This window comes from Falsiroseomonas algicola (assembly GCF_011040385.1).
GTDB classification, from domain to species: Bacteria; Pseudomonadota; Alphaproteobacteria; order Acetobacterales; family Acetobacteraceae; genus Falsiroseomonas; species Falsiroseomonas algicola.
The window spans coordinates 937,234-955,850 of sequence record NZ_JAAIKB010000001.1; the positions used below are offsets into that span (position 1 = coordinate 937,234).

The 18,617-nt window shown below is 70.9% G+C and carries 26 protein-coding genes and 1 other RNA gene; 16 read left to right on the top strand and 11 right to left on the bottom strand.

The features are described from left to right. Positions 1-103: 103 nt before the first annotated feature. From G3576_RS04490 to G3576_RS04500, 3 genes are all read left to right on the top strand, one after another. Positions 104-538: a hypothetical protein gene (locus G3576_RS04490; RefSeq protein WP_164693094.1), complete on the top strand. Its 435-nt coding sequence runs from the start codon at positions 104-106 to the stop codon at positions 536-538. Positions 539-632: 94 nt separating this feature from the next. Then, a complete protein-coding gene (ppk2, locus tag G3576_RS04495; RefSeq protein ID WP_164693095.1) occupies positions 633-1,646 on the top strand; it encodes a polyphosphate kinase 2 in 1,014 nt (337 codons plus the stop codon). A 46-nt stretch (positions 1,647-1,692) separates the two neighbouring features. Continuing rightward, positions 1,693-2,649, top strand: a complete 957-nt coding sequence (locus G3576_RS04500; protein ID WP_164693096.1) for a hydroxymethylglutaryl-CoA lyase — start codon at positions 1,693-1,695, stop codon at positions 2,647-2,649. A gap of 49 nt (positions 2,650-2,698) precedes the next feature. Here the strand turns inward: G3576_RS04500 and G3576_RS04505 are convergent, their stop codons facing one another. From G3576_RS04505 to G3576_RS04530, 6 genes are all read right to left on the bottom strand, one after another. Next, positions 2,699-3,289 carry a hypothetical protein gene (locus G3576_RS04505; RefSeq protein ID WP_164693097.1) on the bottom strand — a complete coding sequence of 197 codons (591 nt, stop codon included), beginning with the start codon at positions 3,287-3,289 and terminating at the stop codon, positions 2,699-2,701. 129 nt (positions 3,290-3,418) lie between these two features. After that, on the bottom strand, positions 3,419-4,240 hold the full coding sequence (locus G3576_RS04510) for a TIGR00282 family metallophosphoesterase (protein ID WP_164693098.1): 822 nt from the start codon (positions 4,238-4,240) through the stop codon (positions 3,419-3,421). After that, complete coding sequence (locus G3576_RS04515; RefSeq protein ID WP_164693099.1) at positions 4,240-4,818, bottom strand: 5-formyltetrahydrofolate cyclo-ligase; 579 nt, start codon at positions 4,816-4,818, stop codon at positions 4,240-4,242. Before G3576_RS04515 ends, G3576_RS04510 begins: the two co-directional genes overlap by 1 nt. A gap of 151 nt (positions 4,819-4,969) precedes the next feature. Next, positions 4,970-5,126: non-coding RNA, 6S RNA (gene ssrS, locus G3576_RS04520), on the bottom strand. A gap of 9 nt (positions 5,127-5,135) precedes the next feature. Beyond that, positions 5,136-5,465: a cell division protein ZapA gene (locus G3576_RS04525; protein ID WP_092958122.1), complete on the bottom strand. Its 330-nt coding sequence runs from the start codon at positions 5,463-5,465 to the stop codon at positions 5,136-5,138. A 2-nt stretch (positions 5,466-5,467) separates the two neighbouring features. Beyond that, positions 5,468-5,698 (bottom strand): hypothetical protein, encoded by a 231-nt coding sequence (locus G3576_RS04530; RefSeq protein WP_164693100.1) that lies wholly within the window; start codon positions 5,696-5,698, stop codon positions 5,468-5,470. Positions 5,699-5,817: 119 nt separating this feature from the next. Between G3576_RS04530 and G3576_RS04535 the strand changes: the two genes are divergently transcribed. The 5 genes from G3576_RS04535 to thiE all read left to right on the top strand — a co-directional run bounded on the left by G3576_RS04535 (position 5,818) and on the right by thiE (position 9,352). Next, the gene (locus G3576_RS04535; protein WP_164693101.1) at positions 5,818-6,276 is read left to right on the top strand and encodes a hypothetical protein; all 459 of its coding nucleotides are present in this window, start codon (positions 5,818-5,820) and stop codon (positions 6,274-6,276) included. A 47-nt stretch (positions 6,277-6,323) separates the two neighbouring features. Beyond that, the gene (locus tag G3576_RS04540) at positions 6,324-7,235 is read left to right on the top strand and encodes a class I fructose-bisphosphate aldolase (RefSeq protein ID WP_164693102.1); all 912 of its coding nucleotides are present in this window, start codon (positions 6,324-6,326) and stop codon (positions 7,233-7,235) included. A 236-nt stretch (positions 7,236-7,471) separates the two neighbouring features. Continuing rightward, positions 7,472-8,200 (top strand): sulfite exporter TauE/SafE family protein, encoded by a 729-nt coding sequence (locus G3576_RS04545; protein WP_164693103.1) that lies wholly within the window; start codon positions 7,472-7,474, stop codon positions 8,198-8,200. A 43-nt stretch (positions 8,201-8,243) separates the two neighbouring features. Beyond that, complete coding sequence (locus G3576_RS04550) at positions 8,244-8,669, top strand: DUF4345 family protein (RefSeq protein WP_164693104.1); 426 nt, start codon at positions 8,244-8,246, stop codon at positions 8,667-8,669. Positions 8,670-8,710: 41 nt separating this feature from the next. Next, positions 8,711-9,352 carry a thiamine phosphate synthase gene (thiE, locus tag G3576_RS04555; RefSeq protein WP_164693105.1) on the top strand — a complete coding sequence of 214 codons (642 nt, stop codon included), beginning with the start codon at positions 8,711-8,713 and terminating at the stop codon, positions 9,350-9,352. Here thiE and G3576_RS04560 read toward each other — a convergent pair. Continuing rightward, a complete protein-coding gene (locus G3576_RS04560; RefSeq protein ID WP_164693106.1) occupies positions 9,344-9,796 on the bottom strand; it encodes a hypothetical protein in 453 nt (150 codons plus the stop codon). The two genes, thiE and G3576_RS04560, sit on opposite strands and share 9 nt — an antisense overlap. Positions 9,797-9,894: 98 nt before the next feature. Between G3576_RS04560 and G3576_RS04565 the strand changes: the two genes are divergently transcribed. Beyond that, the gene (locus G3576_RS04565; RefSeq protein WP_164693107.1) at positions 9,895-10,770 is read left to right on the top strand and encodes a PhzF family phenazine biosynthesis protein; all 876 of its coding nucleotides are present in this window, start codon (positions 9,895-9,897) and stop codon (positions 10,768-10,770) included. 15 nt (positions 10,771-10,785) lie between these two features. Here G3576_RS04565 and G3576_RS04570 read toward each other — a convergent pair whose 3' ends face one another. After that, positions 10,786-11,160 (bottom strand): hypothetical protein, encoded by a 375-nt coding sequence (locus tag G3576_RS04570; RefSeq protein ID WP_164693108.1) that lies wholly within the window; start codon positions 11,158-11,160, stop codon positions 10,786-10,788. A 268-nt stretch (positions 11,161-11,428) separates the two neighbouring features. Here G3576_RS04570 and G3576_RS04575 point away from each other — a divergent pair, with 268 nt between their 5' ends. From G3576_RS04575 to G3576_RS04585, 3 genes are read left to right on the top strand one after another with little or no spacing between them, the layout of a single operon-like run. Next, positions 11,429-11,902, top strand: a complete 474-nt coding sequence (locus tag G3576_RS04575) for a peptidase S1 (protein WP_164693109.1) — start codon at positions 11,429-11,431, stop codon at positions 11,900-11,902. Positions 11,903-11,961: 59 nt separating this feature from the next. Beyond that, on the top strand, positions 11,962-12,684 hold the full coding sequence (locus G3576_RS04580) for an FkbM family methyltransferase (protein WP_164693110.1): 723 nt from the start codon (positions 11,962-11,964) through the stop codon (positions 12,682-12,684). Between the two features lie 29 nt (positions 12,685-12,713). Continuing rightward, positions 12,714-13,463 (top strand): sulfite exporter TauE/SafE family protein, encoded by a 750-nt coding sequence (locus G3576_RS04585; protein ID WP_164693111.1) that lies wholly within the window; start codon positions 12,714-12,716, stop codon positions 13,461-13,463. On the opposite strand, the gene G3576_RS04590 is transcribed toward G3576_RS04585, so the two are convergent. Further along, complete coding sequence (locus G3576_RS04590) at positions 13,432-13,905, bottom strand: hypothetical protein (RefSeq protein ID WP_164693112.1); 474 nt, start codon at positions 13,903-13,905, stop codon at positions 13,432-13,434. The two genes, G3576_RS04585 and G3576_RS04590, sit on opposite strands and share 32 nt — an antisense overlap. 81 nt (positions 13,906-13,986) lie before the next feature. Further along, positions 13,987-15,087, bottom strand: a complete 1,101-nt coding sequence (gene epmA / locus G3576_RS04595; RefSeq protein ID WP_164693113.1) for an EF-P lysine aminoacylase EpmA — start codon at positions 15,085-15,087, stop codon at positions 13,987-13,989. A 39-nt stretch (positions 15,088-15,126) separates the two neighbouring features. On the opposite strand from epmA, the gene G3576_RS04600 reads away from it, so the two are divergent. Continuing rightward, a complete protein-coding gene (locus tag G3576_RS04600) occupies positions 15,127-16,125 on the top strand; it encodes a lysine-2,3-aminomutase-like protein (RefSeq protein ID WP_164693114.1) in 999 nt (332 codons plus the stop codon). On the opposite strand, the gene G3576_RS04605 is transcribed toward G3576_RS04600, so the two are convergent. After that, positions 16,126-17,043 carry a hypothetical protein gene (locus tag G3576_RS04605; protein ID WP_164693115.1) on the bottom strand — a complete coding sequence of 306 codons (918 nt, stop codon included), beginning with the start codon at positions 17,041-17,043 and terminating at the stop codon, positions 16,126-16,128. It lies immediately after the preceding gene. A gap of 135 nt (positions 17,044-17,178) precedes the next feature. Between G3576_RS04605 and G3576_RS04610 the strand changes: the two genes are divergently transcribed. The 3 genes from G3576_RS04610 to efp all read left to right on the top strand — a co-directional run bounded on the left by G3576_RS04610 (position 17,179) and on the right by efp (position 18,531). After that, positions 17,179-17,451, top strand: a complete 273-nt coding sequence (locus tag G3576_RS04610) for a type II toxin-antitoxin system Phd/YefM family antitoxin (RefSeq protein ID WP_164693116.1) — start codon at positions 17,179-17,181, stop codon at positions 17,449-17,451. Beyond that, entirely contained in the window at positions 17,448-17,876 is a 429-nt protein-coding gene (locus G3576_RS04615) for a type II toxin-antitoxin system VapC family toxin (protein ID WP_164693117.1), read from the top strand. Before G3576_RS04610 ends, G3576_RS04615 begins: the two co-directional genes overlap by 4 nt. Before the next feature lie 85 nt (positions 17,877-17,961). Next, the gene (efp, locus tag G3576_RS04620) at positions 17,962-18,531 is read left to right on the top strand and encodes an elongation factor P (protein ID WP_164693118.1); all 570 of its coding nucleotides are present in this window, start codon (positions 17,962-17,964) and stop codon (positions 18,529-18,531) included. Positions 18,532-18,617: the final 86 nt, after the last annotated feature.

The following is an 18,617-nucleotide window of genomic DNA, read 5'->3' on the forward strand; positions in this document are numbered from 1 at the left end:
CTCAAGCGGAGTTCAGCCCATCCGGGTCAAGGCTGGCGTCGCCGTCGGTTGATCGGGCCGGCGGCGCGCCTCATCTCCCTGGTCAACTTCATGGAGCGACGCCGTGCGGAAGACCCTGATCGCCATCGCCGCCATCACCCTGCCCGCGCTGCAGCCCGCCGGTGCCGCGGCCCAGGAATTCGACAGCGGCTGGCGACGGATCGCGCCGGCGGCACTCGGCGACCTGGAGCTGAATGGCGGCGGCGTGCGCCTGAACAACTTCGTCCTTGCCCGGGCCGACCAGGCGCGGGAGGGGCAGCCCGTCGCGCTCTACAGCTTCTCCGCCACGGCGGTGAAGCAGACCGAGGCGCGGCGCAGCGTGCGCGTGGAACTCGTCGGCGTGAATGCGGAGCGGGAGCCCACCGTGACGGCGGCACTCGTCTTCAACATGGCGGCGACGCAGCCCAACCGCACGGCGATGGACACCCATCGTTTCCCGGTGCGGCCTGCGGATCTCGAAGCCACGGATGCCTTCTTCATCCGGGTGATGATCCCCTGACGCGGCGATCGTCACGGAATTGACACAGATCATGCGGCCACTCCTGGACCGCGCCTAGTCTCGCACCGACACCACCGCCACCCAGGGGGGGCCCATGACGACCGACGGCGCGATCCTGCCCGGAGCCACGCCCGCACCGCGCGAAGCGGCCGACCCGCCGGTCCCGGCCCCGGCCCCGGATGCGGCCGAAGGCATTGCCCATGCCGCGGCTGACCTGTCCCGCCCCCATCGTCGGCTGGCGGCACTGCGGCATGACCCGGAAGCGGTCCGACGTGCCTTCGAGACCGGCGAATACCCCTACGCCACCCGGCTGACCGAGAAGGAATACCTGGCGCGGGTGAAGCCGCTGCAGGTGGAGCTGCTGAAGGCGCAGGCCTGGGTGAAGGATGCCAACGAACGCATCGTCATCCTGTTCGAGGGCCGCGACGCCGCCGGCAAGGGCGGCACCATCAAGCGCTTCATGGAACACTTGAACCCCCGCGGCGCCCGCATCGTCGCGCTGGAGAAGCCGTCCGAGCGCGAGCGCACGCAATGGTACTTCCAGCGCTACGTCCAGCACCTGCCGGCCGGCGGCGACATCGTCTTCTTCGACCGCTCCTGGTACAACCGCGCCGGCGTGGAACGCGTGATGGGCTTCTGCAGCCCCTCCGAATACCTGGAGTTCATGCGCCAGGCGCCGGAGCTGGAGCGGATGCTGACGCGCTCTGGCATACGCCTCTTCAAGTTCTGGTTCAGCGTGACCCGCGACGAACAGCTCAAGCGGTTCGAGGCGCGGGAGACGGATCCGCTGAAGCAGTGGAAGCTCTCGCCGATCGACAAGGCGAGCCTCGACAAGTGGGACGACTACACGGAGGCGAAGGAGGCGATGTTCTTCTACACCGACACCGCCGATGCCCCCTGGACCATCGTGAAGTCCAACGACAAGCGTCGCGCGCGGCTGGAGGCGATGCGGCATTTCCTCAACGCGCTGCCCTATGAAGGCAAGGATGAGCATGTCGTGCATGCGCCGGATCCGCTGATCGTCGGCGGCGCCGGGCACGTCATCGGGCGGTCCTCCCACATCCTCGGCACCGCGCTGCATCCGGACCAGCGACGCGGGACGAAGTAGCCCTGCCCCGGGCGGCGGGCTACACAACCCGCCGGAGGATGCCGCCATGACCGACCTGCCGACGCGCGTGGAGATCCGGGAGGAAGGCCCGCGGGAGGGCTTCCAGATCGAGCCCGGGCCGATCCCGACCGCGCGCAAGATCGCGCTGGTCGATGCGCTCTCCGCCACCGGGCTGCATCACATCCAGGTCTGTTCCTTCGTCAGCCCCAAGATCGTCCCGGGCTGGGCGGATGCGGAGCAGGTGGCGGCGGGCTTCGACCCGAAGCCGGGCGTCACCTACACCGCGCTCTGGTTCAACGCCGCCGGCATGAACCGCGCGCTGACCTTCCGGGACCGCATGAAGGTGGAGACGGCAGTGACGGTCGTGGCCAGCGAGGCCTTCTCGCTGAAGAACCTGAACCGCGACCGCGCCAAGAATATCGAAGCGCAGCACGTCAATGTCCGCGCCCACCAGGAAGCCGGCGTGCCGGTGACGCGCATCAGCGTGCAGGCCGCCTTCGGCTGCAACTACGCCGGCGACGTGCCGGTGGAGGCGGTGATGCAGGCGCTGGAGGATGCCTTCGCCATCGGCGCCGCGAACGGCCTGACGCTGCCGGAAGCCACGCTCGCCGACACCATGGGCTGGGCCACGCCCGCGCGGATCGAGCGCGTGGTCGGCGAGGTCCGCAGCCGCTGGCCCGATCTCTCCCTCATCCTGCACCTGCACGACACCCGCGGCCTCGGAATCGCCAATGCCCATGCGGGGCTGCGGATGGGTATCCATCGCTTCGACACGACCGTGGGCGGCCTCGGCGGCTGCCCCTTCGCCGGCCAGCCCGGCGCCCCGGGCAACATCGCTAGCGAGGAGCTGGTGCTGCTCTGCCAGGAGATGGGCATCGAGACCGGCGTCGACCTCGACGCGCTGGTGGAGGCCGGGCGGCTGGCGGAGGAGGTGGTCGGCCACCGCCTGCCAAGCACGCTGCTGCGGAGCGGGACGCTGGCGAGGTTCAGGCGCGCGGCTTAGGCACCAGGGCCTGAAGCGCCGGGCGGTCCGGCCCGGCGCTTCCGCCTGGTTATGTCAATCGCGCGGTCGATCGCTGCGTCGCAAGCTGCGCAAGGACCGCGTCCCGCTCCGCCTCGATGGCGGCAATCCGCGGCCCGCAACCCGGATCGCTCGCACTGCAACTGCTCCGCGCCTGGGTGATGCGTTCCGCGAAGTCACGCTGAACCGCCGCGACCCGCGCATCGAAGAAGCTGTCGCGTTCGGCGAGGGAAGCGAATTGCTGCGGTGGCAGGATGACGGTGACCGTGGCGGGATACTGCGCCATGGCGCCGGAGGCCGCGTCCACGGCCAAGCCGATGAAGCCGCCCAGCAGGATGTTGCCGGCGGTCATGCCCTGGAACTGCGACGATACCGTCTGCACCGCCGGCATCGACCCCGACCGCGTGCAGTTCACCGCGAGGTCCTGGCCGGACTTGCTGACATTCGCCGTGCCAGGAGTCGGATTGACGACGGCCACGACGTTGCCGGAACGGACCAGCTGGCAGGTGGCGCCCGGCGGTTCGGTGATGATGGAGACGTTCTGCGACGTCCCTGTGGTGATCGTCGCGCAGGCCGGCAGCAGCGCGGCCAGCATCAGCAGGGGCAGTAGTCGCTTCAGCATCGTTCTCTCCCGGCGCAAGGGGCGCCAAGGCGATGCTGAAACAGGATACGCATATACGCAATGATCCGATGTCAAAATAAAATAGGGCTCGGCCTATTGACGTCCGCGTGCCGGACGGGCGTGGCGGCCCTACGCTCCCGGCATCACCTGGCTCAACCGCCCGCCCATGCGCACCGGCTCCGCCCGCAGCGCCAGGCCCGTGGCGTCGTCGGTCTCGACGAACAGGCCGCAGACCGTCGCCTCGCCCTCCGCCGGGGCCAGCTTCTCGCCCGGCACCTTCTTCCAGAAGCGCAGCGCGGCGGCGCCCTTCTGCATGCCGATCACGCTGTCATAGTCGCCGCACATGCCGGCATCGGTCTGGTAGGCGGTGCCGCCGGGCAGGACCTGGTGGTCGGCGCTCGGCGTATGGGTGTGGGTGCCCACCACCAGGGAGAGCTTGCCGTCGAAGCTGTGCGCCATGGCGAGCTTCTCGGACGACGCCTCCGCGTGGAAGTCCAGGATGATGGCCTGCACCGTGCCGCCCGCGCCCATGCGGTGCGGCGCGATCATCGCCTGCACGCCGCGGAAGGGATCATCCAGCGCGTCCATGAACAGCCGGCCCATCGCCTGCATGACCAGCGCCTTCCGGCCGTCCGGCAGCACGGCCACGAAGCCGCCCTTGCCCGGCGTGCCGGGCGGGTAGTTCATCGGGCGGATCAGGCGGGGCTCGCCCTCGATATAGGGGATGATCTCCTTGCGGTCCCAGGCGTGGTTGCCGAGGGTCACGACATCGGCGCCGGCCACGAACAACGCCCGTGCCATGTCGGGGGCAAGGCCGAAGCCATGGCTGGCATTCTCGCCGTTCACCACCACGAGGTCCAAGGCCAGGCGTTCGCGCAGCACGGGGATGGCGGCCCCCGCGGCATCGCGGCCGGAACGGCCAACCAGGTCACCCAGGAAAAGGATACGCATCAGCCAGCCACTCCGGCGCGGATGACACCACGCTCGGTCACGATCGCGGTCAGAAGCGCGTCCTCGGGCCCCGCGGGCACTTCGTCAACCTCCTGGCACGCGAAGGCGGTGCCGATGGCGGTGGCGCCGGGCAGCGCGGCCAGCGTCCGATCGTAATAGCCGCCGCCATAGCCGAGCCGGCGGCCGGCGCGGTCGAAGGCCAGCAGCGGCACCAGCAGCCAGTCAGGCACCAGCGCCTCGGCATCCGGGCCAGGCTGCGACGTGCCCATCGGTCCCCGCGCCAGCGTGTCGCCGGGCTGCCAGCGGCGGAAATGCAGCGGCTGCCCGCGCTTCGGCGTGACCGGCAGCGCGATGGGGTGGCCGCGCTCATGCAACGCGTGCAGCAGCGGGCGGAGGTCGATCTCCGGCCCCATCGGCCAGAAGCCGGCGACGACGGCGCCGGGCGGCGGCGGCAGGTCCCGGAGCACATGGCCCGAAAGCGCCAGGCCGCAGGCCAGGGCGTCCTGCCCCAGCCGCCGCGCCAGCGCGAGTTTCCGCGCCTCCGCCTTCAGTTCAGCCAGCAGGACAGGGCAGAGCATGGCGCGCAGGATCCGCAATCCCCCACCCCGACCCTCCCCCGCAAGCGCGGGGGAGGGAGCGGCGCGTCAACTCCCTCCCCCGCGCTTGCGGGGGAGGGCTGGGGTGGGGGTCCGACCCGCGCCTACCAACCGATGTCAGGAAAAATCCAAGCGCGGAGCCACCATGGCCGTGGGCGTGATAACCCTCCTGAGACCTGCTGTTGCAGGTGGGAACCAGATACCCGGACCACGGTCCGGACAGCGCCAGTCCCCGGAGGATGCTCATTGGCCCCGGGGGTTAAAGTGCCTCACCAACCGGGCAGCCCCGCCCACCCTAGTTAGGGGCGGTCGAGGGTCTGGGCAATGCCCTCGATGCGGTCGGCGATGCGGGCCAGCCGCTCCGCCAGGCGCGGATCGGGCTGCGGCGCCGCCGCCACCTGGCCGGCGCGGGCCTGGGCGAGTGCCACCTTCAGGTCGTGCACCTCATCCGCCAGCAGCAGCGCGCCCAGCAGGATCAGGCGGCTTTCGCCGAACTGCCCGCCCATCGCCTTGATGGAGTTGACGCGCTTGTCCACCTCGGCCGCCAGGGAGACGAGGTGCGCCTCCTGCCCATCCTCGCAGGAAACGGGGTGGCTGTAGCCGCCGACGCGAACGGTGACCTGACCCATGCTTACTGATCCTCTCCGAGCGCCGCGCGAAGCCGCGCAATCGTCTCGTCCAGCCTGTCGGCGATGGCGGCAACCGCGGCGCGGGACACGCCTTCGCCAGCGACCGCCTCCGGCCGCGGACGCGCCGCGGCATCCGCCAGGCGTTCCACGGCAGCCTCCAGCCGCGCCAGGGCGCGACCCGTCGGGTCACCCCCGGCATCGATCCCCGCACCTGACGCGCGCGCCCCTGACACGGTTGTTCGAAGCCCCCAAAGCCTGATCCCTGCCGTGGCCCGCGCAGCGCGCGAGGCGCTTGCCGCAGCCGGGCCCGGCATGCTGCAACGCTTTGCATGCAAGGCCCTGCGGGTCAACGGTGAGCACGAGTCCAGCCCCCCTTCCCCCCGCCATCATGGTGCTGTCGGTCGAGGAGGCGGCGGCGGCGCTGTCGCTGGCGGGGCCCGCGGGCGTGACGCTGCTGTCGGCGGAAGGCGCCGCCGGCTTCCTCGGTGCCAGCGGCTGGCGCGCGCTGGTCGATGCCGCACGTGCCACCTGGCCCGGCGTCACCGCGCCGGACCTGCTGTGCTGCGGTGCCGCGCCGGGCGATGCGCTGGCGGCACTGCGCGCCGGATGTCGCGGCATCGTGCTCGACGGCGCCTCGCCGGCTTTCGGCGCCGTCGCCGCGGCCGGCGCGGAGGTCGGCGCGATGCTGTTTCCCCAGCGCCCGCCTGCGATGGAGGCCCGCGTGCTGGACCTCCGGCGGCCTGTCGCGCGCGCCCGGCTGGCCGCCTGGCTGGCCGTTCCGCCGGATGACACGCGCGGACACCTGCGCTAGACCCCCGCGCAAGCCCGCAACCGCCGTTGAACGAGGAAAATTCCACGATGCGACTGACGCCGAAGGTCCAGGAAATCCTGTCCTGGTACGAGAGCGACAACCCCGGGGTGAAGGCGAACCTTGCCCGCATCCTGATGCAGGGGAAGCTCGGCGGCACCGGCCGCATGGTGATCCTGCCGGTGGACCAGGGCTTCGAGCATGGCCCGGCGCGCAGCTTCGCGCCGAACCCCGCCGCCTATGACCCGCGCTACCTGTTCGAACTGGCGCTCGATGCCGGGCTCAACGCCTATGCCGCGCCGCTCGGCATGATTGAGGCCGGGGCCGCGACCTATGCCGGCTGCATTCCGACCATCCTCAAGATGAACAGCAGCAACAGCCTGTCCACGACCAAGGACCAGGCCGTGACGGCGACGATCGGCGATGCGCTCCGCCTCGGCTGCTCCGCCATCGGCTTCACCATCTATCCGGGCTCCGAATACCAGTTCGAGATGATGGAGGAGCTGCGGGAGCTGGCGGAGGAGGCGAAGTCTGTCGGCCTCGCCGTCGTCGTGTGGTCCTATCCGCGCGGCCCGATGCTGGACAAGGTCGGCGAGACCGCTCTCGACATCTGCGCCTATGCCGCGCACATGGCGGCGCTGACCGGCGCGCACATCATCAAGGTGAAGCCGCCGACCGCGGCGATCAGCCTGGATGCCGCGAAGGCGACCTACACGAAGAACCCGGTCGAGGACGATGCGGCGAAGCGCTTCGCGCATATCGTGCAGGCCTGCTTCGGCGGCCGTCGCCTGGTGGTCTTCTCGGGCGGCGAGGCGAAGGGCACGGAGGACATCCTGAAGGAGGTCCGCGCCATCCATGCTGGCGGCGGCAACGGCTCCATCATGGGCCGCAACGCCTTCCAGCGGCCGAAGGCCGATGCGCTGGCGCTGCTGCAGGCCATCATCGACGTCTACAAGAACTGATCCCGGCCTGCCCGGCCTGGATCGCGGCGCGGCGGTGGGGGATGCCCCGCCGCCGCTTTCGTTTTGCGGCTCCGCCGGCACTTCCGTTTTGCGGCTCCGCCGGCACTTCCGTTTTGCGGCTCCGCCGGCGCTTCCGTTTTGCGGCTCCGCCGCCGCTTTCGTTTTGCGGCTCCGCCGCGGGGGTCGTTTCGGGCCATGGCGAAGCATCGGCCGCGGCGTGACGCGCAGGATGGGCCATGGACAACCTTCCCCTCATCCTTCTCGTCTTCCTGCTGGCCGGACTCGCCAAGGGCGTCATCGGCCTCGGCCTGCCGACGATCTCCATCGGGCTCCTGGCCCTGGTGATGCCGCCGGCGGAGGCGGCTTCCTTGCTGCTGCTGCCCTCCCTCGCGACCAACATCATGCAATGCGCGGGGCCGGCGCTGCGGCCGCTGCTGCGGCGGCTGTGGCCGATGCTGCTGGCGCTGCTGCCCGGCACCTTCGCGGGGATCGGCCTGCTGACCGCGGGCGGGCCGCTCGCACTCGGCCTGCTCGGCGCGGCGCTGGTTGCCTATGCCGTATGGGGCCTGGCGGCACCGCCGCTGACCCTGAACGCGCGGGCGGAGCGGCTCAGCGCCATCCCGATCGGCGTGGCGGGCGGCGTCATCACGGGCGCGACCGGCGTCTTCGTCATGCCGGTCGTGCCCTGGCTCGGCGCGCTCGGCCTCGCGCGCGATGCGCTGGTGCAGGCGCTGGGCCTGGCCTTCCTGGCGGCGACCGTGGCGCTCGGCCTGGCACTCGCCGCGGCGGAAGCGGTCACGCCCGCGACGTCGCTCGCTTCGCTGCTCGCCCTGCCGCCGGCGCTGGCCGGCATGTGGCTCGGGACGCGGCTGCGCGGCCGCCTCTCCCCCCTCCTGTTCCGGCGCCTGTTCTTCGTGGCGCTGCTCGCCATCGGCGCGCAATTGGCCTGGCGGGGAATATCGTGATTGTGCGTTGCATCCAACGCCCGGGCCCGCCCGTATCGGGGACATGCTCGTCCTTGCGATCCGCGTCGCCGCCCTCGTCCCCCTGATCGCCGGCCTGGCCGGGGCGATCGGTGGTGCCAGTTTCCTGGGAGAGGTCGCGGGTCCGGCGACGGACAGCCATCTGCGCTACCTCTCCGGCCTGCTGCTCGGCCTCGGCATCCTCGCCTGGTGGTGCGCCGCCGACCTGAAGCGGCGGGGGGAGGTCTTCACCATCCTGGTCCTGATCGTGGCGCTGGGCGGGCTGGCGCGGCTTGCCGGCGTGGTCGGCCAAGGCCGCCCGCCGATGCCGCATCTGCTGGCGCTGGGCATGGAGTTGGGCGTGACGCCGGCCCTGTGGCTGTGGTGGCGCCTGGCGCGTGGGGAGGCGGAGACGGCGGCTGGTTCGGAGGCGCGGCCGGCCGATCTCTATCGCTGGCTCGGCGGCGCCTGACGCCCCTTCCCAAAGCCGCGCCGCCGCGCGACACCGGTTCCATGTCCGCCCCCGAACGCGATTGCCGCCTCTACCTCATCACCCCCCCTGCCCTGCCGGACCTGACCGGCTTCGCGGAAAGCCTGGCGCGCGCGCTGGATGCCGGGGATGTGGCCGCCTTGCAGATCCGCCTGAAGGACGTGCCGGACGAGGCTGTGCTGCGTGCCGCCTCCGTCATCCTGCCCATCGCCCAGGCCGCGGGCGTCGCGGTGCTGATGAATGACCGGATGGACCTGGCGAAGCGCGCGGGCTGCGATGGCGTGCATCTCGGCCAGGGCGATGGCGACCCCGTCGCCGCCCGCAAGCTGCTGGGGGCGGAGGCGACGATCGGCGTGACCTGCCACGCCTCCCGCCACCTGGCGATGGAAGCGGGCGAGGCGGGCGCGGACTACGTCGCCTTCGGCGCCTTCTTCCCCACCACGACCAAGGACGCGAAGCACCACGCGGATCCCGAGATCCTGGGATGGTGGAGCGAGATGTTCGAACTCCCCTCGGTCGCGATCGGCGGGATCACGGCCGCCAATTGCGCGCCGCTGGTGCGCGCGGGGGCGAATTTCCTGGCGGTGGTGGGCGCCGTGTGGAGCCACCCGGAGGGACCCGCCGCCGGCGTGCGCGCGATGAACGAGGCGATCGCCTCAGCCTGAGGCGACAGGCCGCCACACCGCGCGGAAGACAAGGCCGGCCACCGCGCCGATCGCGGCCCCCTGCAGAAAGGGCCGCCAGCCGAGCCCAGCACCGACGCCGCCGATCAGCCCGCCCAGCAGCAGCGCGCCGCCCAGCGCCCCCGCCAGCGCATAGGCCAGCAGGCCCTGCCGGCGGATGGCGGCGAGGGCCAGGTGCATCGGCAGCCCGCCCAGCAGGGTGAAGAGCATCGCGAAGGGCAGCAGCGGCAGCGAATCGAGCCAGAGGTCCAGCGCCTCCCGCCACGCCGCCGCGTCCCCAGGCATCGCGGCCTCTCCGCGCAGCATCGCCAGGAGCGAGACGGCCGGCACGCCGACCGCCATGGCGGCAAGCGCCGCCAGCAGTATGCCCGCCGCCAGCCGCCGAAGGCCGCTGCCGGTGATGCGCGCGAGGAAGTCGGGGCCCATGCCGCGACCCTGCCACGGGCCGCAATCCGGGTCACGCTGCCTCCCTTGACCCCCGGGGCTGGCCCGGCGCATGCCGCGCGACCTGGAGGAGCCCCGCGATGCGCCTGGCCTATGAGACCTGCGACGTCTTCACCGACCGCCGCTTCGGCGGCAATCCGCTGGCCGTGGTGCGCGATGCCGCCGGGCTGGACACGGCGGCCATGCAGGCCGTGGCGCGGGAGTTCAACCTCAGCGAGACGGTCTTCGTGGAGGCGGCGGACGAGCCCTCCGCCACCGCCCGCATCCGCATCTTCACCACCGCCATGGAACTGCCCTTTGCCGGCCACCCCAATGTCGGCGCCGCGGTGCTGATCGCGCGCTACCTCGGCATCCAGGGGGACCGGTTGCGGATCGACCAGGCGGCGGGTCGGGTGGAGGCGACGCTCGCGCGGGATGAGACGGGGCATGTGGTGGCTGCCACCATCACCGCACCGAAGCCCTTCGCGCTGGGCCAGGCGCTGGACCCCGCTGCCATCGCCGCCTGCGCCGGGCTGCCAAGCGTGGTCGGGGAGCCCGTCATCGCGTCCTGCGGCACGCCTTTCGCCGTGGCTGAAGTGGTGGATGAGGCAACGCTCGCCTCCGCCGAGCCCGATGCCGCCGCCTTTCGCCGGCACCTGCCGCCGAGCCTCGCCATCGGCCTTCACCTCTTCTGCCGCCAGGGCGAGTCGGATGGATTGATGCGACTGCGCAGCCGGATGTTCGCGCCGCTGGGCGGCCTGACGGAGGATCCCGCAACGGGGTCGGCGAATGTGGCGCTTGGCGGCCTGCTGCTTGCCCGCGCCGGCGGCCAGCGCCTTTCGCTATCGATCGAGCAGGGAATCGAGATGGGGCGCCCGAGCCAGCTGGCCGTCGAAGCATGGACCGACCAGGGGGTGATCCGCGCCTCGGTCGGCGGCGGCGTCGTGGCCGTCAGCCGAGGCTGGCTCTACCTGTAGTCCGAAGCGCTGGCATCAGGGCGAGCGGAAGCGGGCGCCGTCCGCCCGGATGAAGACGCGCAGCGGCGTGGTGCCGGCGCCGCTACCATCCCGGCCCCGCCATCGGCCATTGGTGCACAGCACGCCGCCGCCGCGGACCGGCACGGCGTCGAAGACGACGGTGTTCAGGATGCGCTCCCCGGTCGGGGAAACCGCGGTGAAGTCGGTGCGGCATTCCGCGCCGATGCGGACTGGATCGTAGTCGTCGATGATCCAGCCGCCGCCACCCGTGCTCTCGAATCGGCGCTCCAGCACCGGCCAGCCGGCGAAATCCGCTGGCGTCTGCGCCAGCGCGGCACCGGCGGGCGCCAGCGCCAGCACCATGCTGGCCAGCAACATCGATCGCGACATGGGCGGCCTCCGGCTGCGACGGGGAAACACTCCCCATGCCTGACCTACGGACCGGCCAAGGCGCCGGATGCCGCCGACGGCGAAAAAAGAACGCGTCGCGCAAAAACAGGCGTCGAAGGGCGTCCCGACGGTTCCGTTGCCACCCCGCATCGGCCTAGGCTGCCGCACCATCCTCACGCCGCGGTGATCGGGCAGCGTCGCCCGGCTTGCCGCTGCAGGCGGATGGCGCCGGTCAAGAAGGCGCCACAAGGCGCCGCAGGAGGAAATGATGCAGCGTCGCACCCTGGCCGCCATGGCGGCGACCACCCTCGTCATCGCCGCGCCCGTGCTGGCGCAGAATTTCAACCGGCCGCCTTCCTTCGGCACGCTGAACCTCAGCGCCAATTTCGCGCCCGACCCGACCGTGGTGGCGGTGACCGCGGGCGGCAACCTGCCGGCGGAGCGCCTGGGCGGCTCCCAATGCGTGGGCTCCATCGCCGATGCGCCGGATGTGCGGCTGAACTACCGCGCGGGTCAGGGGCTGCCCCTCTACATCTCCGCCGTGTCGCGCGCCGATGTCACGCTGGTGGTGAACCTGCCGAACGGGCAATGGGCCTGCAACGACGACCATGCCGGCAGCACCAATGCAGGCCTCGTCTTCCGCAATCCGCAATCCGGGCAATACGACATCTGGATCGGCCATTACGATCGCGGGAGCCGCGTGCCGGCACAGCTGCGCATCTCCGAAATCGCGCCACGCTGACCTGACGATCCGGGGCGCCCGCCCCACATGCGGGCGGGCATCCCGTTTCAGGCAGGCGCATGGACGAACTGACGTTTCACACCCGCCTGCACAGGCCTGGCACCATCCTCGATGTCGGCGCGCATGACGGGCTGCTGGCGGTACCCTTCTCCCGCCTGCCGGACAGCAGGCTGCTGGCCTTCGAACCGCTGCCGAGCGCCTTCGCGCGGCTCGATGCCGCGATGCGGGCGGCCCATGGTGGCACGATCCCCGCGCATGTCGCGCTGCGGCCCGAGGCGATCGGTGCCGCGCCCGGTTCGCTGACGCTCTCCGTCCCCGTGTTGGAGGGCGTCGTGCAGGAGCAATGGGCGAGTGCGGCCAAGGATTATGCCGGCTTCGACTCCGTCTCGGTCGAACGGCATGACGTCGCGGTGCTCACCATCGACAGCCTCGGCCTCCCGGACCTCGCGCAGGTGAAGGTGGATGCGGAGGGGTTCGAGGAGGAGGTCCTGCGCGGCGCCGGCGCGACAATCCGCCGCTGCCGCCCGGTGCTGTCCCTGGAGGTGGAGGAACGCCACCGCCCCGGCAGCACGCGGGACGTGCCGGCGCTGCTCGCCTCGCTGGGCTATCTGGTCCGCTTCCATCACGCCGGCGCCTTCCATCCCATCGAGGCCTTCGACGCCGCGACCATGCAGGTGGCGTCCCCGGACCCGGCGGTCTTCGCGGCCTCCGACCCCTACATCTTCACCTTCTCCGCCTGGCCGGTTGAACAGGACGCCGAGATCATCGCGCGCCTTGCGTGAGGCTGCCGGCCGCGCGAGGCTCGCGGCTGATGGATCTCCCCTGGCTCGCCTGGCTGCTCGCGCCCATCGCCACCACCTTGATCGCGGGGCTGAAGGGTGCCTTCGGCGGCGGCTTCGCGCTGCTCGGCATCCCACTGCTGGCGCTGGCGATGGACCCGGTCGAGGCAGGCGCGATGCTGGCGCCGCTGTTCCTGGCCATGGATGTGGCGGCCTTCCGCTACTGGAAGCACGGCACCTGGTCCAGGCCCGATCTGGCCGTGCTGCTGCCGGGGCTGGCGATGGGCGTCGTCGTCGGCACGGCGATCGTGGCGCTGCTGCCGCGGGATGGCGTGGCGCTGGCCATGGCGGTGGTGACGCTGGGCTTCGCCGCGAGATACTTCATCGGCCAGGGTGAGGTCGCGCCACGGCCACGCAGCGCGGTGCGCGGCGTGGCGGCCGGCACGGCGTCCGGCATCACCACCATGCTGGCCCATTCCGGCGGTCCGCCGCTGGCCATGTATCTGCTGCCGCTGCAACTGCCCAAGGCCGTCTATGCCGGCACCACCAGCATCTACTTCACCATCGCCAATCTGCTGAAGGTCGGTCCCTGGCTGATGGCGGCGCCGCCGACTCCGTCCACCTGGCTTCTGATGGCGGCCTGCCTGCCCTTCGTCTGGATCGGCGTCTGGGGCGGCTGGACCTTGCATCAGCGGCTCGACCAGAAGCGGCTCTACTGGTGGTGCCACATCCTGCTGGTGGCCACCGGGCTCAAGCTGCTCTGGGACGGGCTGGCGGGCTGATCAGGGCATTGACCTGCAGCGCGAGGGCGGTCGCGACCAGCAGGGCGCAGGCGCCATGCCCGGCATGCCATTGCCGGCGCCAGTTCACCCAATCCGGCGGGATGGCGCCGAGCCGCGCGCCGGCGACCAGCGCATTCACCGGCGCCACGACGACCCACCAGGTCATGAAGGCCGCGAACACCAGCAGGGTGGCGAGCAGGGCGACATGCCCTTCCTCCGTTCCCCTGCGCCACCAGGCCAGCCCCAGGCAGGCGAGGGGCGCTGCCACATAGCCGATCACGCCGATAGTGGCGGTGCCTGCGTAGAGGCGCTGCTGCACGGTCAGCCAGACATCAGGCGGCAGGTTCCATTTGCCCGGCGCTTCCAGCACATGCCCGACCGGCCCCGCCAGCGCCAGCACCAGCAGGCCGACCACGCCAAGACGCGCCCAATGCAGGCCCATGGCACCACTCCCCGATTGGTTGCGGCAACGTCGGCGGGATCGGCCCGGTTTCAGGAAGGGCTGATGGCGTAACGGCTTTCGCTAACCCGGTCCCTCCAGCAGCTTCAACGGCGGCGCCAGTGCCAGCGGCGCCGCGCGCGAGACGGCGGGCAGCCACAGCACATCCTCGATGTCCCGCGCGCCGGCCACCAGCATCGCCAGGCGATCGAAGCCGAGGGCGATGCCCGCGCCCTCCGGCATGCCGGCCTCCAGCGCCGCGAGGAATTCCTCATCCACGCCCCAGCCTTGCTCCCCGCTTTCCGCGCGCCGAGCCGCCACGTCGCGTTCGAAGCGCGCGCGCTGCTCCACCGGGTCGGTCAGCTCGTCGAAGGCATTGGCGAGTTCGAGCCCCGCCACGAAGAGCTCGAACCGCAGCGCCACGCGGCCATCGCGCGGGTCGCGCCGCGCCAGCGCTGCCTGGGGCGTCGGCCAATGCGTCAGGAAGGTCGCGCGGCCGCGGCCGAGATGCGGCTCCACATGGTCCAGCATCAGGCGGAAGAAGCCATCCTCCCACCCATCGCCGTCCGGGATGGCAAGGCCGACGCGCGCGGCATTGGCGCGGAGCTTGGCCGCATCGCCCTCCCCTGTCGCGGGATCGACGGTGCCTAGGATGTCCATGCCGCGGCAATACCGGCTGAAGGCTTCCGCCATGGTCAGGCGCTCGAAGGGAAGGCCGAGGTCGCAGGTGGCGTCGCCATGGGCGACATGGCGGGGCGCGACGGAGCGCAGCAGCAGTTCCGTCTCCTCCATCAGCGCCGCCATCCCCTGCCCCGGCGCATACCATTCCAGCATGGTGAATTCCGGCGCGTGGCGTGGGCTCGCCTCCCCGTTGCGCCACACCCGCGCCAGTTCGAAGACCCTGCCCGACCCGCCGACCAGCAGCCGCTTCAGGGCGAGTTCCGGTGAGGTCCGCAGCCACAGCGGCACGCGGCCGCCGACGCCGAGATGCGGTTCATAGGCGCTGGCGAAGGCGCGGAGATGCACCTCCATCCCCGGCACCGGCACCAGGCAGGGGGTCTCGGCTTCCGCATAGCCGCGGGCGGCGAAGAAGGCGCGCACATCGGCCGTCAGCCGCGCACGGCGCTTCAGGAAGGGCAGCCGGGCCTGGAGCCTGGCCCAGGGATGATGAGTGGCCTCGGCCATGGACGCGCGCCCCGCATTGCGGTTTAGGGGGGCACGATCATGCCCGAAGCCCCCGCCCCCCACCACACCCGGACGATCCGCGATGCCAACGGCCTGGCCGCCGCCGGCCTGGTGCCGCGTGACGCCGTGCCGGGGCTGGAGGCGGTGCAGGCGCGCTATTCCATCGCGGTCACGCCCGCCATGGCCGCGCTGATCGACCCGGCCGACCCCGCCGACCCCATCGCCGCGCAGTACATCCCGCGCACCGAGGAACTGGTGACGGCCCCGCATGAGGTGCTGGACCCCACGGCCGACGAACCCTTCACCCCCCTGCCCGGCGTGGTGCACCGCTATCCCGACCGCGCGCTGCTGAAGCCGCTCCTCGCCTGCCCCGTCTATTGCCGCTTCTGCTTCCGGCGGGAGGTGGTCGGCCCCGATGGCGGGCTGCTGACGGAAGCGGCGCTGGAAGCGGCGCTCGCCTGGTTCGAGCGCACGCCGGCGGTGCGGGAGGTGATCCTGACCGGCGGCGACCCGCTGATCCTCTCCCCCCGGCGGCTCGGCGCGATCCTGGCGCGGCTTGCCGCCATCCCGCATGTCGAGATCCTGCGCATCCACAGCCGCGTGCCCGTCGCCGATCCGGCACGCGTGACGGCGGCCCTGGCCGAGGCGCTGGCGGTGGAGAAGCCGCTCTACCTCTGCGTCCATGCCAACCATGCGCGGGAGTTTTCCCCGGACGCCGCCACCGCGCTGCGGCGGCTGACCCAGGCGGGCGTCGTGCTGCTCGGCCAATCCGTGCTGCTGCGCGGCGTGAATGACAGTGCCGAGGCGCTGGAGGATTTGTTCCGCGCCATGCTGCGCCATCGCGTGAAGCCCTACTACCTCCACCAGCTCGACCACGCCCCCGGCACGGCGCGGTTCGAGGTGCCGCCGGAGGAAGGCCGCGCCCTGCTCCGCCAGCTCCGCCACCGCGTCACCGGCCTGGCCTGGCCCAACTACGTGCAGGAACGGCCGGGCGGCGCGGGGAAGGTACCGCTGGGGCCGGTGTGGGAGGTCGGCTAGCTACACCCCATACATGCCACCGACATGCCAGCCGCGATGCGGCAGGTCATCGAGGCTGCTGCCATCGAAGAAGATGCGCTTGGCAGGCTTGCCGCCGGGGTCCGTGCCGTCGAAGGCCAGGACCTCCTTCGTCGGCATCTCCGCGCAGAACTTCCCTGACGTGATCTGCACCTGCTTCGGCTTGGCCGGCGGCGTGCGGTGCTTCTCGATGTTTCCCTTCGTGCCCCATTCCGCGAGCCAGAGATTGTAGGTGGAGCCCTGCACCAGCTCGCACTTCTCCACCAGCGCGATGTGCCGCCAGCGGAAACCGCGGGAATCCTTCTCCCCGAAGGTGCAGGCGACGGTGCCTTCCGTGACCTTGGCGGGATCCGTCACCAGCGCCAGCGGCAGGCGGTTGCGGGTGGCATAGACGTCGGGTGTCGCGCCCGCGAGCTTGTCGCTTTTCCCGTAGCCCATGGCATAGGCGAAGATGGCGGAGGAAGGGGAGATGCCGAGCCAGTTGCCGACGAAGGTGTTGCAGTCCAGCCCGAACCACTTCTCCCCATAGGCCTTGGGATTGCCGTTGGTCATGCCGCAGAAATGCGCGAGCCGCACGGCATCCGCGATCTCGTCCGGGGAGGCGCGGCAGGCATAGGCGCGGGAGAGGGAGGGATCGTACCACTCCTCCGCCGGGTTGATCAGCGCGTCATGCCCCTTGATGAAGAAGGGCTGCGACTGCCCGCGCACCGCGGCGGGCGATTTCAGCTTCAGCTTGGCGGCGAGCTTGGAGAGCAGGACGTAGTATTCGGCCTGGTTCTCCGGCGTCCATCCATTGACGTAGCGCTGGATGTCGAGCGTGACGGAGATGCCGAGGCGCTGATCGATGATGGGGATGGCGTGATAGAGGCCGGCATAGGCGGCGGGGGAATAGTAGGTCATGCGGGCGGGCTTCCTGGCTGGGGCCGGGCGGGGCGCCGGTGGGCCGGGAGGCTAGCGCGGGGGGGCTGGGGGAATGTGTTGCGCCTGTTGCGCGCAGCGCCATATGGTCATTTCAAATGACCATGTGAGAAGCCCATGCCTGCCGCCAAGCTGATCAACGCCACCGAGTTCAAGGCCACCTGCCTTGACCTGCTGGACCGGCTGAATGCCGGGGAGTGGGAGAGGCTGGAGGTGACGAAGCGCGGCAAGGTCGTGGCCGTCGTGACCGCACCGGCGCCGGTCGCCGAGGCGGTGGCCGGCCTGCATGGCTTCATGCGCGGCAGCGTCACGATCCCGTCCGCCCTCGACCTGACTGCCCCAGTGCTGGAGGAGGAGTTCGCCGCGGCTGATGGCGCCGTCCACCGGTGACCGGCGCCGGCGTCCTGCTCGACACCTGTGCCGTGATCTGGCTGGCAAATGGGGAGCCGATGGCGCCACCCGCCCTGGCCGCCATCCAGGCGGCTGGCGAGGGCCCCGGCATCCATGTCTCCCCGGTATCAGCCTGGGAGATCGGCCTGCTCAGCCGCCCGCGTGGCCAGCGGCAGCCGATGACCTTCGCACCGGACCCGAAGACGTGGTTCGCCCGGTTCATGGCAGCGCCCGGCATCCGGGAAGCGCCGCTCACCACCGGCATCGCGGTGGATGCCAGTTGGCTGCCAGGCGATCTGCATGGCGATCCCGGCGACCGCCTGATCATCGCGACCGCGCGGGATCGAGGTCTGACGATCATCACGCGGGACCGGCTGATCCTGGCCTATGGCGCCACAGGCCATGTGAGCGTCCTGGGCTGCTGAGCGGGCTGCGCTTGCCCTGCCCTCCCCCACGTTGTAAGCGCCCCCGCACACTCCACACCCCGCTGATCCAGGACGCCCACCCGCCATGGCGAAGATGCAGGCCAACCAGATGCGTGCCGGCATGGTCATCGAATTCGAAGGCCAGCGCTACACCATCCTCAAGCAGAACATCATGATCCCCGGGAAGGGCGCCGCCGTCATCCAGGTGGAGATGCGCAACGTCCGCTCCGGCGCCAAGAAGGACCAGCGCTGGCGCACCGCGGATACTGTCGAACGCCTGACGACCGAGGACAAGGAATTCACCTTCTCCTATGCGGAAGGCGAGATGCTGGTCCTGATGGACCCCGAATCCTACGAACAGACCCAGGTGCCGAAGGAGATCCTCGGCGATCGCCTGCCCTTCCTGGTCGAGAACATGACGGTGAATGTCCGCCTGATCGAGGGCGAGCCCGTCTCCATGGACCTGCCGGAACAGGTGGTGCTCGAGGTGGTGGAGGCCGATCCCGTCGTGAAGGGCCAGACCGCCGCCTCCTCCTACAAGCCCGCCGTGCTCTCCAACGGCGTGAAGACCATGGTGCCGCCCTTCATCACCGTCGGCGAGAAGATCGTGGTGAAGACCGAGGACGGCTCCTACTACGAGCGCGCCAAGGGCTGACGCCCCGCCCTGGCACCACGCCAGGGCTCACACACCGCCTACCCGGCCCGCACCCCGAAAGGGGGCGGGCCGTTCCGCTCTTTCCA